General features: G+C 63.5%; 16 protein-coding genes and 3 tRNA genes. 4 read left to right on the top strand and 15 right to left on the bottom strand.

What is annotated here, in order from left to right; genetic code table 11:
• Positions 1-841, top strand: an 841-nt coding sequence (locus VKI00_RS30250; protein ID WP_324446513.1) for a cyclopropane mycolic acid synthase family methyltransferase, incomplete at its 5' end; no start/stop codon positions are given.
• A gap of 37 nt (positions 842-878) precedes the next feature.
• Here the strand turns inward: VKI00_RS30250 and VKI00_RS30245 are convergent.
• The 12 genes from VKI00_RS30245 to VKI00_RS30190 all read right to left on the bottom strand — a co-directional run bounded on the left by VKI00_RS30245 (position 879) and on the right by VKI00_RS30190 (position 7,616).
• On the bottom strand, positions 879-2,753 hold the full coding sequence (locus VKI00_RS30245; RefSeq protein ID WP_324446510.1) for a fatty acyl-AMP ligase: 1,875 nt from the start codon (positions 2,751-2,753) through the stop codon (positions 879-881).
• Between the two features lie 63 nt (positions 2,754-2,816).
• Positions 2,817-3,524, bottom strand: coding sequence for a 50S ribosomal protein L1 (rplA, locus tag VKI00_RS30240; protein ID WP_324446508.1), 708 nt, complete (start codon positions 3,522-3,524; stop codon positions 2,817-2,819).
• 125 nt (positions 3,525-3,649) lie between these two features.
• Entirely contained in the window at positions 3,650-4,078 is a 429-nt protein-coding gene (gene rplK / locus VKI00_RS30235) for a 50S ribosomal protein L11 (RefSeq protein ID WP_324446506.1), read from the bottom strand.
• An 80-nt stretch (positions 4,079-4,158) separates the two neighbouring features.
• On the bottom strand, positions 4,159-4,866 hold the full coding sequence (gene nusG / locus VKI00_RS30230) for a transcription termination/antitermination protein NusG (protein WP_414687339.1): 708 nt from the start codon (positions 4,864-4,866) through the stop codon (positions 4,159-4,161).
• Between the two features lie 161 nt (positions 4,867-5,027).
• Positions 5,028-5,483: a preprotein translocase subunit SecE gene (gene secE / locus VKI00_RS30225; RefSeq protein ID WP_324446504.1), complete on the bottom strand. Its 456-nt coding sequence runs from the start codon at positions 5,481-5,483 to the stop codon at positions 5,028-5,030.
• Between the two features lie 75 nt (positions 5,484-5,558).
• A tRNA-Trp gene (locus tag VKI00_RS30220) sits at positions 5,559-5,631 on the bottom strand.
• 135 nt (positions 5,632-5,766) lie between these two features.
• On the bottom strand, positions 5,767-6,267 hold the full coding sequence (hadC, locus tag VKI00_RS30215) for a (3R)-hydroxyacyl-ACP dehydratase subunit HadC (RefSeq protein WP_324446502.1): 501 nt from the start codon (positions 6,265-6,267) through the stop codon (positions 5,767-5,769).
• 2 nt (positions 6,268-6,269) lie between these two features.
• A complete protein-coding gene (gene hadB, locus VKI00_RS30210; RefSeq protein WP_324446500.1) occupies positions 6,270-6,698 on the bottom strand; it encodes a (3R)-hydroxyacyl-ACP dehydratase subunit HadB in 429 nt (142 codons plus the stop codon).
• Positions 6,685-7,164 carry a (3R)-hydroxyacyl-ACP dehydratase subunit HadA gene (gene hadA, locus VKI00_RS30205; RefSeq protein ID WP_324446498.1) on the bottom strand — a complete coding sequence of 160 codons (480 nt, stop codon included), beginning with the start codon at positions 7,162-7,164 and terminating at the stop codon, positions 6,685-6,687. Before hadA ends, hadB begins: the two co-directional genes overlap by 14 nt.
• Before the next feature lie 48 nt (positions 7,165-7,212).
• Positions 7,213-7,380: a 50S ribosomal protein L33 gene (gene rpmG / locus VKI00_RS30200; protein WP_003898538.1), complete on the bottom strand. Its 168-nt coding sequence runs from the start codon at positions 7,378-7,380 to the stop codon at positions 7,213-7,215.
• 37 nt (positions 7,381-7,417) lie between these two features.
• A tRNA-Met gene (locus tag VKI00_RS30195) sits at positions 7,418-7,491 on the bottom strand.
• A 52-nt stretch (positions 7,492-7,543) separates the two neighbouring features.
• Positions 7,544-7,616, bottom strand: a tRNA-Thr gene (locus VKI00_RS30190).
• A gap of 96 nt (positions 7,617-7,712) precedes the next feature.
• Here VKI00_RS30190 and VKI00_RS30185 point away from each other — a divergent pair.
• The 3 genes from VKI00_RS30185 (at position 7,713) to VKI00_RS30175 (ending at position 10,087) form a co-directional block, all read left to right on the top strand.
• On the top strand, positions 7,713-8,429 hold the full coding sequence (locus tag VKI00_RS30185) for an MBL fold metallo-hydrolase (RefSeq protein ID WP_324444773.1): 717 nt from the start codon (positions 7,713-7,715) through the stop codon (positions 8,427-8,429).
• Positions 8,430-8,504: 75 nt separating this feature from the next.
• Positions 8,505-9,344: a hypothetical protein gene (locus VKI00_RS30180; protein ID WP_324444771.1), complete on the top strand. Its 840-nt coding sequence runs from the start codon at positions 8,505-8,507 to the stop codon at positions 9,342-9,344.
• A 47-nt stretch (positions 9,345-9,391) separates the two neighbouring features.
• A complete protein-coding gene (locus VKI00_RS30175; RefSeq protein WP_324444769.1) occupies positions 9,392-10,087 on the top strand; it encodes a crotonase/enoyl-CoA hydratase family protein in 696 nt (231 codons plus the stop codon).
• A gap of 8 nt (positions 10,088-10,095) precedes the next feature.
• Here the strand turns inward: VKI00_RS30175 and VKI00_RS30170 are convergent, their stop codons facing one another.
• The 3 genes from VKI00_RS30170 to VKI00_RS30160 form a co-directional block, all read right to left on the bottom strand.
• A complete protein-coding gene (locus tag VKI00_RS30170; protein ID WP_324444767.1) occupies positions 10,096-11,097 on the bottom strand; it encodes a patatin-like phospholipase family protein in 1,002 nt (333 codons plus the stop codon).
• 35 nt (positions 11,098-11,132) lie between these two features.
• On the bottom strand, positions 11,133-12,539 hold the full coding sequence (locus VKI00_RS30165) for a DUF2254 domain-containing protein (protein ID WP_324444765.1): 1,407 nt from the start codon (positions 12,537-12,539) through the stop codon (positions 11,133-11,135).
• The coding region (locus VKI00_RS30160; RefSeq protein WP_324444763.1) for a potassium-transporting ATPase subunit KdpA at positions 12,540-12,830 on the bottom strand (291 nt) is incomplete at its 5' end. It lies immediately after the preceding gene.

The raw sequence follows: 12,830 nt of genomic DNA, 5'->3' as shown, positions 1-12,830 counted from the left end.
CGAAGAGCTTCAGTCGATCTACGACATTTCCAACGAGTTCTTCGAGCTGTTCCTGGGGCCCACGATGGGCTACACCTGCGGCTACTACGAGAGCAAGAACACCACCCGCGACGAGGCGCAAAACGCCAAGTTCGACCTTGCACTGGGCAAGCTGGACCTGCAGCCGGGAGCTACCCTGCTCGACATCGGCTGTGGTTGGGGCGGCGGCGTGCAGCGCGCGATCGAAAAATACGACATCAATGTGATCGGCCTCACCCTCAGCGAAGGTCAGCGCGAGTATGCCATTGAAAAGCTGGCCAAAGTTCCGACTACCCGCAACGTCGAGGTGCGGCTGCAGGGTTGGGAGGAATTCGACGGCAAGGTCGACCGGATCGTGTCGATCGGCGCGTTCGAGCACTTCAGCCGCGAGCGCTATCCCGCCTTCTTCGAGATGGCCTACAACGCGTTACCGCAAGACGGCCGGATGCTGCTGCACACCATCACCACGATCAGCGGCATGGACGACGCACAGAGCAAGGGCATTCCGCTGACCCTCGAATTGGCCCGGTTCGTCCTGTTCATCATGAAAGAGATCTTCCCCGGCGGGCAGTTGCCGTCGGCGTCGATGCCCAGGGAATACGCCACCGCGGCCGGGTTCACGGTAACCCGGGACGACGAAATAGGGCTGCACTACGTTCGGACGCTCCAGGACTGGGCGGCGGCGTTGACGGCGCACCACGACGAGGCCATCGCGGCCCAGTCGCAGGAGGTTTACGACCGCTACGAGAAATACCTCAACGGCTGCGTGCGGTTATTCCGCGAGGGGTACACCAGCGTTCATCAGTACACGCTACAGAAGTAGCCCCGGCCGCACGCCGATCGGGCGGTTCGCGAATCGATCAGGACTGGCCCCGTACGCCCAACTCGCCGTTGAGATATTGGGCGCGGCATGCCCGACGCGCCAGCTTGCCGCTGGTGGTTCGCGGGATGACGCCGGCCGCCACCAGCAGCACATCCGCCAACGGCAGGCCATGCCGGCGCGATACCGCCGCCCGGATGGTATCGATCACCGGTTGCAGATCACCCCGGCCCGCGCCCACCGCCCGTTCGGCGACGATGACCAGACGTTCGCCGGCCTCATCGGCGGGCGCTCCCGGCACCTGGTTCGCCGGCACCGAGAACGCCGCGACGTAACCCGATCGCACCGCCGACGACGCCTCGGCCGTGGTGGCCTCAATATCCTGCGGATAGTGGTTGCGGCCATCGATGATAATCAGATCTTTGATACGCCCGGTGATGTAGAGCTCACCGTCGAGGTAGACGCCGAGATCACCGGTCCGCAGCCAGGTGGCCTCGCTCGGCGCCCCGTCCGCATGGCTGCCGACCGGCAGTCGACACTGCAGCTTGTTGCCGAACACCCGCTCGGTTTCCTCGGGGCGTGCCCAGTAGCCACGGCCGATATTGTCGCCATGCAACCAGATCTCGCCGACCTCCCCGTCGGGTAGCTCCGCCTCGGTGTCGGGGTTGACGATGACGCCCCACTGGCTGCGGGCGATCCGGCCGCAGGAAACCTGCGCGATGGCGTTGGGCACGTCCGGCGAGACCCGAACCGCACGCCCGACGCCCAACTGATCGCGGTCCAGGTAGATAAGGGTTGCCCCAGCGGCGGGGTCGATGGTCGAGACAAACAGGGTCGCCTCGGCCATGCCGTAGGACGGCTTGACCGCCGTGCTTGGCAGGCCATACGGGGCGAACGCCGCGTTGAACTTCGCGATCGAGTAGATGCTGACCGGTTCGGAGCCGTTGATCAGCGACACCACATTGCTCAGGTCGAGGTCCTCGCCGGCATCGGGGAGCCCGCGCTCAACGGCCAGGTCAAACGCGAAATTCGGAGCCGCCGCGAATGTGCGGCCGTGCCGAGACTCGGCTGCCAGCTGGCGGATCCACCGCTGCGGCCGTCGCACGAACGCGATCGGCGACATGAGCGTGACCTGGGTGCCGAATACCGCCACGCACACGATCATCAGCAGGCCCATGTCGTGGTAGAGCGGCAACCAGCTGACGCTGCGGATGTCCCAGTCCATGCCGGTCGAGATCACCATCTGCAGCACGTTGGTGCCGATCGCCCGGTGGGTGATCTCCACACCGACCGGGGCGCGCGTCGACCCCGAGGTGTACTGCAAATACGCAACGTCGTCGGTGTCGAGATGAACCGCGGCGAATGTGGCGCCCACCGAGTCGGGGACTTCATCGATCGCGATCACCCGCGGTCGGCGGCTGCGCGGTAGCGACCGAACGAACTGCTGAACCGCCGCACCCGCGGCAGTAGTGGTAAGTATCACTGCGGGCTGGGCATCGGCGAGCACCGTGTTTAGGCGCTCCGCATGCGCGGGAAACTCCGGCGCGAACAATGGCACTGCGATGTCGCCGGCCTTGATCGCAGCGAAGAAACCGACGATGTAGTCGATGCCCTGCGGAGCCAGTATCGCCACCCGATCACCCCGGGAGGTCACCTGCTGCAGGCGCGCACCGACGGCCCGCAACCTGGTGCCCAGCTCGGCCCAGGTCAAGTTGATGGCCTTACCGTCGGCATCCTGGGTGTAGTCGAGGAAGCGGTAAGCGATGGCATCGCCGATCTCGGCTATGTGGCGGTCCAGAAATGTCACCAGGTTGACGCCTTCTGGCAGGACGATGCCGCCATCCGCATCGAGGTAGTCGGTCAACTCCAGCCGGCCTCGCCGACCGCCACCTTCGTTACCCAAGGCACTTCCCATGAGGGGATCTTAAGAGACGGCGGTGCGTTCTACTGTCGCTGACCCACGATAACGCCCGGGTAATTACGCCTCGGCGAAGTTGCGGGTGATCGACGGGTCGACCGGGATGCCCGGGCCGGTGGTCGTCGAGACCGTAATCTTCTTCAGGTAGCGGCCTTTTGACGACGACGGCTTGTGCCGCAGCACCTCGTCGAGCGCCGCACCGTAGTTCTCGGCGAGCTGCTTCTCGTCGAAGGACGCCTTGCCGATAACCAGGTGCAGATTGGCCTGCTTGTCGATCCGGAAGTTGATCTTGCCGCCCTTGATGTCGGACACCGCCTTGGTGATGTCCGGGGTGACGGTGCCGGTCTTGGGGTTGGGCATCAGGCCACGCGGCCCGAGGATCCGCGCGATCCGGCCGACCTTGGCCATCTGGTCAGGCGTGGCGATCGCCGCGTCAAAGTCCAAGAAGCCGCCCTGGATCTTCTCGATCAGATCGTCACTGCCGACCACGTCGGCGCCGGCCGCCGTTGCCTCGTCGGCCTTGTCGCCGACCGCGAACACCGCCACCCGGGCGGTCTTACCGGTGCCGTGCGGCAGGTTGACCGTGCCGCGGACCATCTGGTCGGCTTTGCGCGGGTCGACGCCGAGCCGGATGGCCACCTCGACGGTCGAGTCCTGCTTGGTCGACGACGTCTCCTTGGCCAGCTTGGCCGCTTGCAGCGGGGTGTAGAGGTTGTCGCGGTCCACCTTCTCGGCGGCGGCGCGATATGCCTTGCTGTTCTTGCTCATTCGTTATCCAATCTGATGTTGGGTTGTGGTTGAGAAGCGGGCCGAAGCTGGCCCTCCCACTCTGTTCAATTGTCGGACTTCTCCTCGGGCCGTAACTGCCCGCATCGTCGTCCTCCGGTCCAGACCTACTCGACCGTGATGCCCATCGACCGTGCGGTGCCGGCAATGATCTTGGCGCCGGCCTCGATGTCATTGGCGTTGAGGTCGGCCTTCTTGGTCTCGGCGATCTCGCGAACCTGATCCCAAGTCACTTTGGCGACCTTCTCCTTGTGCGGCTCGGGCGAGCCCTTGCCGACGCCCGCAGCCTTCAGCAGCAGCTTGGCCGCCGGCGGCGTCTTGAGCGCAAAGGTGAAACTGCGGTCTTCGTAAACGGTGATCTCCACCGGGATGACGTTGCCGCGCTGGGCGTCCGTCGCGGCGTTGTACGCCTTGCAGAACTCCATGATGTTGACGCCGTGCTGGCCGAGTGCAGGACCGACCGGCGGCGCGGGGTTGGCTTCGCCGGCCTTGATCTGCAGCTTGATCAGCCCGACGACTTTCTTTTTCGGGGCCATGAGTTGGTGTTGTTCCTTCCTTGTTGCCCGGCTCCTCATCAGGCCACTACGTGGCCTGCATCGTCGCCGGGCGCCTAAAGCTAAAGTTTCGAGACCTGGGTAAATCCCAGTTCCACAGGTGTTTCGCGGCCGAAGATGGACACCAGCACCTTGAGTTTCTGTTGTTCGGCGTTGACCTCGTTGATGGTGGCCGGCAGCGTGGCGAACGGCCCGTCCATCACGGTTACCGACTCGCCGACCTCGAAGTCGACCTCGAGCACCGGACGTTCCAGGCCGCCTTCGCTGGCCGCGGCAGCGGTGCTCGCCGCGCCCTTGGCGGGTTTCTTCGCCGCGCCCTGCGGCAGCAGGAACTTGACCACGTCATCCAGCGCCAGCGCCGACGGGCGCGAGGTCGCGCCGACGAATCCGGTGACGCCCGGGGTGTTGCGCACCGCCGACCAGGAGTCGTCGGTCAGATCCATGCGGACCAGGATGTAGCCGGGCAGCACCTTGCGGTTGACCTGCTTGCGCTGGCCGTTCTTGATCTCGGTGACCTCTTCGGTGGGCACCTCCACCTGGAAGATGTAGTCGCCGACGTCCAGGTTCTGCACACGGGTCTCGAGGTTGGCTTTGACCTTGTTCTCGTATCCGGCGTAGGAGTGGATGACGTACCAATCGCCGGGTTTGAGGCGCAGGTCGGCTTTCAGCGCAGCAGCCGGGTCGACGTCTTCGGGTTCGGCGGCTTCGGCCGACTCTTCGGCCGGCTCTACGGGCTCAGCCGCCACGGTAGCGGCATCCTGCGCCACCACGTCGTCGGCAACCGCGTCCGGCGGGCTTGGCTCGCCGGCGACCTCGTGCAAGGCCTGTTCGATGTCGACCGTCTCACCCACGGGCAGATCGCCGTCGGAGGTAGTCACGGTTTTTTCGGTCCTTCCTATACTTCAGCACTTCAGCTCTCACTGGTTCGGCGTCAGCCGAACACCAGCAGCACCAGTCTGCCCAAGCCCAGGTCCACCAGGCCGATCAACGTCACCATGAACACCAGGAACGCCAGCACCACCGAGGTGTAGGTGCCCATCTGTTTGCGGTTGGGCCAGATGACCTTGCGCAGCTCGGCGACAACCTGCTTGAGGTAGTTGTAGACGTAGATGATCGGGTTGGTCGACTGTTCGGATGATTTGCGGGCCTTCTGAGCCTTCTTATTAGCCTTCTTGGGCTTCTTGCCCGCCTCTTCCTCTGCGCTGCTCTCAGTGAGCTCGACGGCACCGGACGAGCCTTCGTCATAGGTGTCGTCAACCTCGGCTCGCTGACGGGACCGCTTGCCGGTCGGGCGCTGCGGGCGCGTCACCACTGCCGTGCGGCCGCCGCTCTGGTCGTCGGCTCCGCCGTCGGCTGCGGCGTCGGCATCGTCGCGTTCGTCGCTCACCGCATGCTCCTTCGTTCAACTTCGTGGTCTAGTGATCACCTTCCAGTGTCCACCATGGCACGTCCTCTGTGTCAGCAGGGGCGACAGGACTTGAACCTGCAACCTGCGGTTTTGGAGACCGCTGCTCTGCCAGTTGAGCTACGCCCCTTCGCCGGTTGGCAGGCCAACCTGCTGGTGCCGGGGCTTCACACATGAGCGCGCGCTCTCCAATTGAGGAAAAACACGCTGGTAATGGGAAAACCCCGAGGTCCGAGTGTACATCGGAGCAGGTCTCAGGTACTAATTACGCCGTCCTGACGACCTGCCCAGACTCCATGTCCCACTTGAGATTGATCGAGTCGTCGCCCTCGTGACCCATCACCGTGGTGTAGGCCTCCAACACGACCTCTCCGTCCTGGTTGGTGCAGATGTTCCTGGTGACGACGATGTCGGCGCCGAACCGTTCGGCGACGGAGTGGACCTCCATCCGGGCATGCAGCACATCGCCGGCAAGGATCGGCTTGTGGTAGACGAACCGCTGGTCGACCTGGACCATCTGCAGCGTCTCGTAGCCGGTGTCAACCTTCCGCATGAAATCCGCCTGGACGATCTTCCCGAGGATGGTGACGAAAGTCGGCGGCGCGACGAGGGCGTCATACCCGAGTTCGGCGGCCGCATTTTCATCCAGACAGGCCGGGTCGTCGGCCTTGACCGACTTGGCGAATTCGCGCACCTTCTCCCGGCCCACCTCGTAGCTATCCGGGTAGTCCCAGACCATTCCGCGGATGTCGGTGTTGATCGCCACGCTCAGGCCAACTTCGCCGCTGCGATGGCACGGCCGAAGATCTTCTTGCCGCCAGTGGTCGCCGTAATGGCGATCGTTACCGACTTGCTGTCCGGATCGACCGACTTCACTTTCCCGCTGAACACGATCTCGGCGCCCTTGCCATCGTTGGGCACCGGCACCACCGCGGTGAAGCGGACGTTGTACTCGGTCACCGCACCGGGGTCGCCGACCCACGAGGTGACGTAGCCCCCACCCAGGCCCATCGTCAGCATGCCGTGCGCGATCGCCATGTCCAGCCCGACGACCTTGGCGATCTCGTCGTCCCAGTGAATCGGGTTGAGATCACCGGAGACACCCGCATAGTTCACCAAATCCTGACGCGTCAGTGGGTAGACCTTCTCCGGAATCTGGTCACCCACCTTCACCGAATCGAACTCACGCAGTGGCATGGCTGAAACCCTCTTCTCCGTCTTCACCGGCACGGCCCGCCAGGGTCGTGTAGCTCTCCTGTACGACGTCACCCGCTTCATTGGTGACGATGTTCTTGGTGACGATGATGTCGGTGCCGTGCGCCTGTCGGATCGAGTCGACATAGACATCGCAGTACAGCTTGTCGCCAACCTGGATTGGCGCCAGAAACTTCAGCACCTGGTCGACCTGCACGATCTGCTCGTCCTGGATGCCGATGTTGGCGTGTGCGAAGAACGCCGACTGTGCCTTGTAGCCGAAAACGGAGATGAACGTCAGTGGCGCCGGTAGCGCGGAGTAACCCAGCTCCGCGGCGGCCTTCTCTTCGAAAAACGCCGGGTCGTCGTTTTTGACGGCGGTCGCGTACTCGCGGACTTTCTCCCGCTCGACCACATAGTGATCGGGGTACCGGTAGTGCATCCCGACCACGTCTTTGCCCAACGCCACGGCTCTAAAACCTACCTAGTCAGTCTCAGTATCGGCTCGTGACCGGTGTCAGCGCGTCTCGCGGTGGGCCTGGTGCTTGCCGCAGTTGGGGCAGAATTTCTTCAGCTCCAGCCGGTCGGGGTCGTTGCGGCGGTTTTTCTTCGTGATGTAGTTGCGGTGCTTGCACACCTCGCACGCCAAGGTGATCTTGGGCCGTACGTCGGTACTGGAGGCCACGTCGGTTCTCTTTTCGGATCGTGTCGTTGTTGTGTTGTAGCGATGGCCGGACTCGAACCGGCGACCTAACGATTATGAGTCGTTCGCTCTAACCGACTGAGCTACATCGCCTCGCGACTGCATTGCCTTCGTTCTGGGCCGCCTGCCTGCTCGGCGTCCGCCGAGCCCCCTAACGGAATCGAACCGTTGACCTTTTCCTTACCATGGAAACGCTCTACCGACTGAGCTAAGGGGGCACACCCGTAGCGATCAGTCGAGCCGCGCCGCGGGCCTAAAAGAGGGTACAGCCTGGGCCGCGAGGGCACCAAACCCAGCGGTTATAGGCTGAGCGAATGCCTGATTCCGACCGGCTGTACTTCCGCCAATTGCTTTCCGGCCGCGACTTCGCCAAGGGTGACGGGTTCGCGATGCAGATGCGCAACTTTGCCTACCTGATCGGGGACCGCCAGACCGGCGACTGTCTGGTGGTCGACCCGGCATACGCGGCCGGCGATCTGCTCGACGCACTCGAGGCCGACGGCATGCAGCTGTCCGGCGTGCTGGTCACCCATCACCACCCCGACCATGTCGGCGGCTCGATGATGGGCTTCGAACTCAAGGGGCTGGCCGAGCTGCTGGAGCGCGTCAGCGTCCCCGTCCACGTCAATTCGCAAGAGGCGCTATTTGTTTCGCGCGTAACCGGGATCAGCATGGGCGACCTCACCCAGCATGAGCATGGCGACAAGGTCAGCGCCGGCGATATCGAGATCGAGCTGCTGCACACCCCAGGCCACACGCCGGGCAGCCAATGCTTCCTGCTCGACGGCCGGCTGGTTGCCGGTGACACGCTGTTTTTGGAAGGCTGTGGCCGCACCGATTTTCCCGGCGGCGACTCTGACGAAATGTTCCGCAGCCTGCAAAAGCTTGCGCGACTGTCTGGTGATCCAACGGTGTTTCCCGGACACTGGTACTCAATCGAATCGAGCGCGTCGTTGTCGGAGGTCAAGCGATCGAACTACGTCTATCGCGTCGCCGATCTCGATCAGTGGCGAATGCTGATGGGCGGGTAAATAAGCACTTACGGGTCCTCCAGCGAATTTTCACGCCCGTAAGTGCTGTGATATAAGCGGGAGGTGGATTCTTCGATGGGATGGATCCAAGATCGTTGGCACCAGTTGGCGGGCACTGGGTCCGGTACCTGGCTGATGTTGGCCGTCTGGGCCCTGCTGTTGCTCGGCGTGGTCGCGCTCGTGTTTGCCAATCAACAGATCCGGCGCAACCGCCGGTTGGCAATCGAAGAGACCCGTCCGAACGTCGGGATGTTCATGGAGCCGCACGCGGCCGATTGGCATTTGATCGAGCTGGTGGTGCGGAACTTCGGTAAGACCTCGGCCTACGACGTCTCGTTCACGTTTCCACACCCACCGACCGTCGCCGAGTACGAAAACGCCACCGACGGTTACGCCGATGTCGTCGAACTGCAACTCCCCCGCCAGTTGCCGACCCTGGCGCCGGGCCAAGAGTGGCGCACGGTGTGGGATTCGGCGCTCGACCGCTCCGAGCTCGGTGAGGGCATCGAGTCGCGTTTCCCCGGCACGCTGACCTATTACGACCGCGTCGAGACTCCCCGCGGGTGGAAGCTGTGGCAGCGTCGCCGGCGTCCGTTCGAAACCAAGGTGGTGCTGGACTGGGCCGCGCTGCCGCCGGTGCAGCGGATCGAATTGATGACGAACCACAACCTGGCCAAGCGGGAAAAAGAGAAGCTGGAACTGCTACGCAGCTTGCTGACCTATTTCCACTACGCCACCAAGGAGACTCGCGCAGACGTCTTCCGCGGCGAGATCGAACGGATGAACCGTGCGATCGAGGAAACCAAGGATCGATACCGCATGCGTCAGATCGAGGCGCCGCCGACCGACGTGAGTCTGCGTTGGGGTGACGCCGAAGACGAACTGGGTAAACACCGCGGCGAGCGCGTCGTCTAGCGACGCCGCCACGGCCGGCACCACGTCGATCTGATTCAATCGAGGCTATGAGCGGCCCGGTCACCTATCGCCTCGACGACTCAGTCGCGTTCATCACGATGGACGACGGCAAGGTCAACGTCCTCGGGCCGACGATGCAGCAGGCCCTCAACGAAGCGCTCGATCACGCCGACCGGGACGACGTCGGCGCCGTCGTGATCGCCGGAAACCACCGGGTGTTCAGCGGTGGGTTCGACTTGAAAGTGTTGACCTCCGGCGAGATTCAGCCCGCGATCGACATGCTCAAGGGCGGCTTCGAGCTGTCGCACCGGCTGCTGTCCTATCCCAAGCCGGTGGTGATGGCCTGCACCGGCCACGCCATCGCGATGGGTGCGTTCCTACTGGCCAGCGGCGATCACCGGGTGGCGGCCCCGGCCTCCAACATCCAGGCGAACGAGGTCGCGATCGGTATGACGATCCCTTATGCGGCGCTCGAGGTGATGAAGCTGCGGCTGACGCGGTCCGCCTACCAGCAAGCCGCGGGGCTGGCGAAGACGTTCTTCGGCGAAACCGCAATAGCCGCCGGCTGGCTCGACGAAATCGTGATGCCCGATATGGTTCGCAGCCGCGCCGAGGAAGCCGCACGCGAATTCGCCACCCTCAAGCAGGGGGCGCACGCCGCAACGAAATTGCGCACCCGAGCCGACGCGCTGGCCGGCATCCGGGCCGGGATCGACGGCATGGCAGCAGAGTTCGGCGTTTAGGCTCCTGGTCATCGGAAGCGCTGGAGGTATTGCGGCCAGTTCCAGGTCGACAAGAAGGCCTCCGCTGCATGGTAGCCACGCTGATAAAGCAACTGCATCTGCTGTTGCGAGAGGTTGAAGTCGAGAAAACTGATCTCGGTCGAGTCGACGCGAATCGCCCGCGCGCTAACCCAGGGCTGGTTCAGGTAGGCCTGGTCGCGGCCGACGATCATCGTAGTGATCAGCTCTTCCAGCAGCGGCGGACCTCCGAAGAGCCAATTTACCGGGCCCAAGGCCGGAATCACCTTGTCGTTGCCCTCAGGAAGGTTGGGTAGCAACGTGACACCGAACGTCGGCCAGCGTGGTGGTTTGCCATCACACCGGTCGAACGAGTCGATCGGGAAGTTCGACAGCAGGCCGCCGTCAATCAGCGTCGACGTAAGGCCGCTGGTGCTTCTCAGCTTGGCCACCCGGAAGAAGAACGGAATCGACATCGAAGCGCGAACCGCGTCGGCGACCTCCTGCTCGTCGGGGTCCAGCCCGTAGAGCCGGTGGTAGTCCCACGGCAGCCGCACCAGCTGGCCAGTCGTCACATCGGACACGGTGACCACCAACCGGTAGCGCTGCTCCGGCGGCAGGTCTTCGTCGTCGAGCGCCAGATCGCCGAAGGTGCGCACGCCCAGGTTCTTCAGCTCAGAACGGATCCACTCGCGCGCGAAATCGCCTTTATAGATACCAGTTTCGCTCAACACACCCCACGCGGGTCCAAGCAGCGGAATACCGGTGATCGGCGTCGGGTCGAGGAATTTGCGGTAGGGCAACGTCATGGTGAGCTGCTCGACCTGCTCGGGGGTGAGCTGATCGACGCCGGCCGCCAAGATGGCGCCGACGATCGAGCCTGCCGACGTTCCAGAGACGCGCTGGATGCCGTACCCGGCTTCCATCAGCGCGACGACGGCGCCGGCCAGGCCGATGCCCTTGACGCCGCCACCGGATAGCACAAGATCCGTCTTCAGTGGATTGGAGGTCATGTGCGCCGACTGTAGCCGCTACGGGTTCGCTTGCCTCAGATGACGCGTGCCGCCTCGTCGTAATCGAATCCGTTGGTCATCGGTTTGAGGTCGGCCACCCGCGGCGGCGCGTTGGGGTCGAGCAGCGCCATGACGACCTCGTAGCGCCTGGTGACGTCGTCACGGTCGGTGGGCTCGGTCACCGAGGACAGGTTCAATCGCTGGATCGCCTCGGCTTCGCGAAGCAGTACCGTCCGGCGTTTGCGGTCGGGGGTCTGTTCGATGACTTTGGCCAGTGCGTCAAGTTGCCGAATCATGATGGCGGGCATGCCGACTCCGGCCTGGCGGATGGTGTCGAACGTGCGCTCGACGAGTCGGTCGAAATCGGCGACGAACGCGATCACGCGAATGTTGCCCTCTGCGTCGCGCCGGATCCGTTGCGGACGCCACGAGGTAGAGATCCGGCACAGGCAATCGGCAATCCAGTCGATACACGTCATTCCCGTGAACGTGTCGTTGACCGCCGGCGACAGCGCGCGCAAGGCGATCTCGACCAACTGATCGAAGCCGAACGAAATATCTTGCGGGAGAGTGCGATACGCACCGGTGACGTGGCCCAGTGCGAGACGATCGGCGACAGCTGGGGCGGCCTCTGGCGGCCACACCCAGGCCACTACCTGGCCGGCAACCAGGAAATGCCCTGGGCGGTAGGGCAACTGCACCACCGCATCCGCCTTGGTAGCGATCTTGACCAATATGTCATGGCGGATGACCTGGAGATAACCACTGCTCGGCGTGCGGATCGGGGCACCGAACTCCTCCAACTTTTCCAACAGCTCCTCGCACGACGGGCCGCGCGCCGCGCCGACACCGTACGATTCGCCGCGATCCAGGTTCGCGATCTCCACGGCCAACCTTCCAGCGATGCGCGCAATCACCACCGGAAGCTGAATCATCGCGGCGATGTGATTGAAGAAAAAGATCAGCGTTGCCACGTCGACCAACGTCAGGATGAACGTCACCGTGATCGACAGATGTGGAACGAAATCGCCATGTGGGCCGCCGCCCACCGAAACCAGCGAGATGGTCGCGTAGGAAAACGACGCGACGAAAGTTCCCAACGAAACTTGAGTTCCCGGGTCGCGCACGAAGTTCCGCAGCATCCGGGGCCCGAACTGCGTCGAGGCCAGCGTCAGGGCCACGATGGTGATCGAGAAGACGATGCCGACGACGGTAATGATCGCGGCGGCGATGGTGGCCAACACGGCTCGAGCCGAGTCGGCGCTGCCATTCAGCACCCACGACGGCAGCCGGATAATCCCGTCATATGCCATGCGATCCACCGTGTAGGTGAGGGCAAACAGCAGGACGACCGCCAGCGTTTGCACGATCGGGACCAGCCATAGATTGGTCCGAAGCTGCTCGCGCCGCCAATCGGGCTCGAAGTAGGCGGTACCACGCATCTAGTGGATTCCTTCGGCAAGCGGCCCGAGTGCTAAGGCCGGCAAAAATGTCAGCGCACATAGAATAACCGTCACCGCAGCAACCAGACCGACGAATTGCGGTCGATGGGTGGGCAGGGTTCCGATGGACGCCGGCGTATGACCCTGGCGGGCCAGCGATCCAGCGAGTGCGAGCACCAGGATCATCGGCAGATACCTGCCGAAGAGCATCGCCAGGCCCAAAGCGGTGTTGTAAAACATGGTATTTGCCGATAGGCCCGCAAACGCCGAGCCATTGGTGTTGCCCGCGGA

The organism is Mycobacterium sp. (assembly GCF_035314665.1).
In the GTDB taxonomy this organism is placed as follows: Bacteria; Actinomycetota; Actinomycetes; order Mycobacteriales; family Mycobacteriaceae; genus Mycobacterium.
Note: the sequence above shows the minus strand (reverse complement) of the source record. Positions and strands in the feature narration are given on the sequence as shown.

What these genes read in the sequence shown, in the direction of transcription:
- VKI00_RS30180 (WP_324444771.1), top strand. Translation starts at nt 8,505, where the DNA reads ATGGGATGGATCCAAGATCGTTGGCACCAGTTGGCGGGCACTGGGTCC.
- VKI00_RS30175 (WP_324444769.1), top strand. Translation starts at nt 9,392, where the DNA reads ATGAGCGGCCCGGTCACCTATCGCCTCGACGACTCAGTCGCGTTCATC.
- VKI00_RS30170 (WP_324444767.1), bottom strand. Translation starts at nt 11,097, where the DNA reads ATGACCTCCAATCCACTGAAGACGGATCTTGTGCTATCCGGTGGCGGC.
- rplK (WP_324446506.1), bottom strand. Translation starts at nt 4,078, where the DNA reads ATGGCCCCGAAAAAGAAAGTCGTCGGGCTGATCAAGCTGCAGATCAAG.
- VKI00_RS30245 (WP_324446510.1), bottom strand. Translation starts at nt 2,753, where the DNA reads ATGGGAAGTGCCTTGGGTAACGAAGGTGGCGGTCGGCGAGGCCGGCTG.
- VKI00_RS30185 (WP_324444773.1), top strand. Translation starts at nt 7,713, where the DNA reads ATGCCTGATTCCGACCGGCTGTACTTCCGCCAATTGCTTTCCGGCCGC.
- VKI00_RS30165 (WP_324444765.1), bottom strand. Translation starts at nt 12,539, where the DNA reads ATGCGTGGTACCGCCTACTTCGAGCCCGATTGGCGGCGCGAGCAGCTT.
- hadB (WP_324446500.1), bottom strand. Translation starts at nt 6,698, where the DNA reads ATGCCACTGCGTGAGTTCGATTCGGTGAAGGTGGGTGACCAGATTCCG.
- rplA (WP_324446508.1), bottom strand. Translation starts at nt 3,524, where the DNA reads ATGAGCAAGAACAGCAAGGCATATCGCGCCGCCGCCGAGAAGGTGGAC.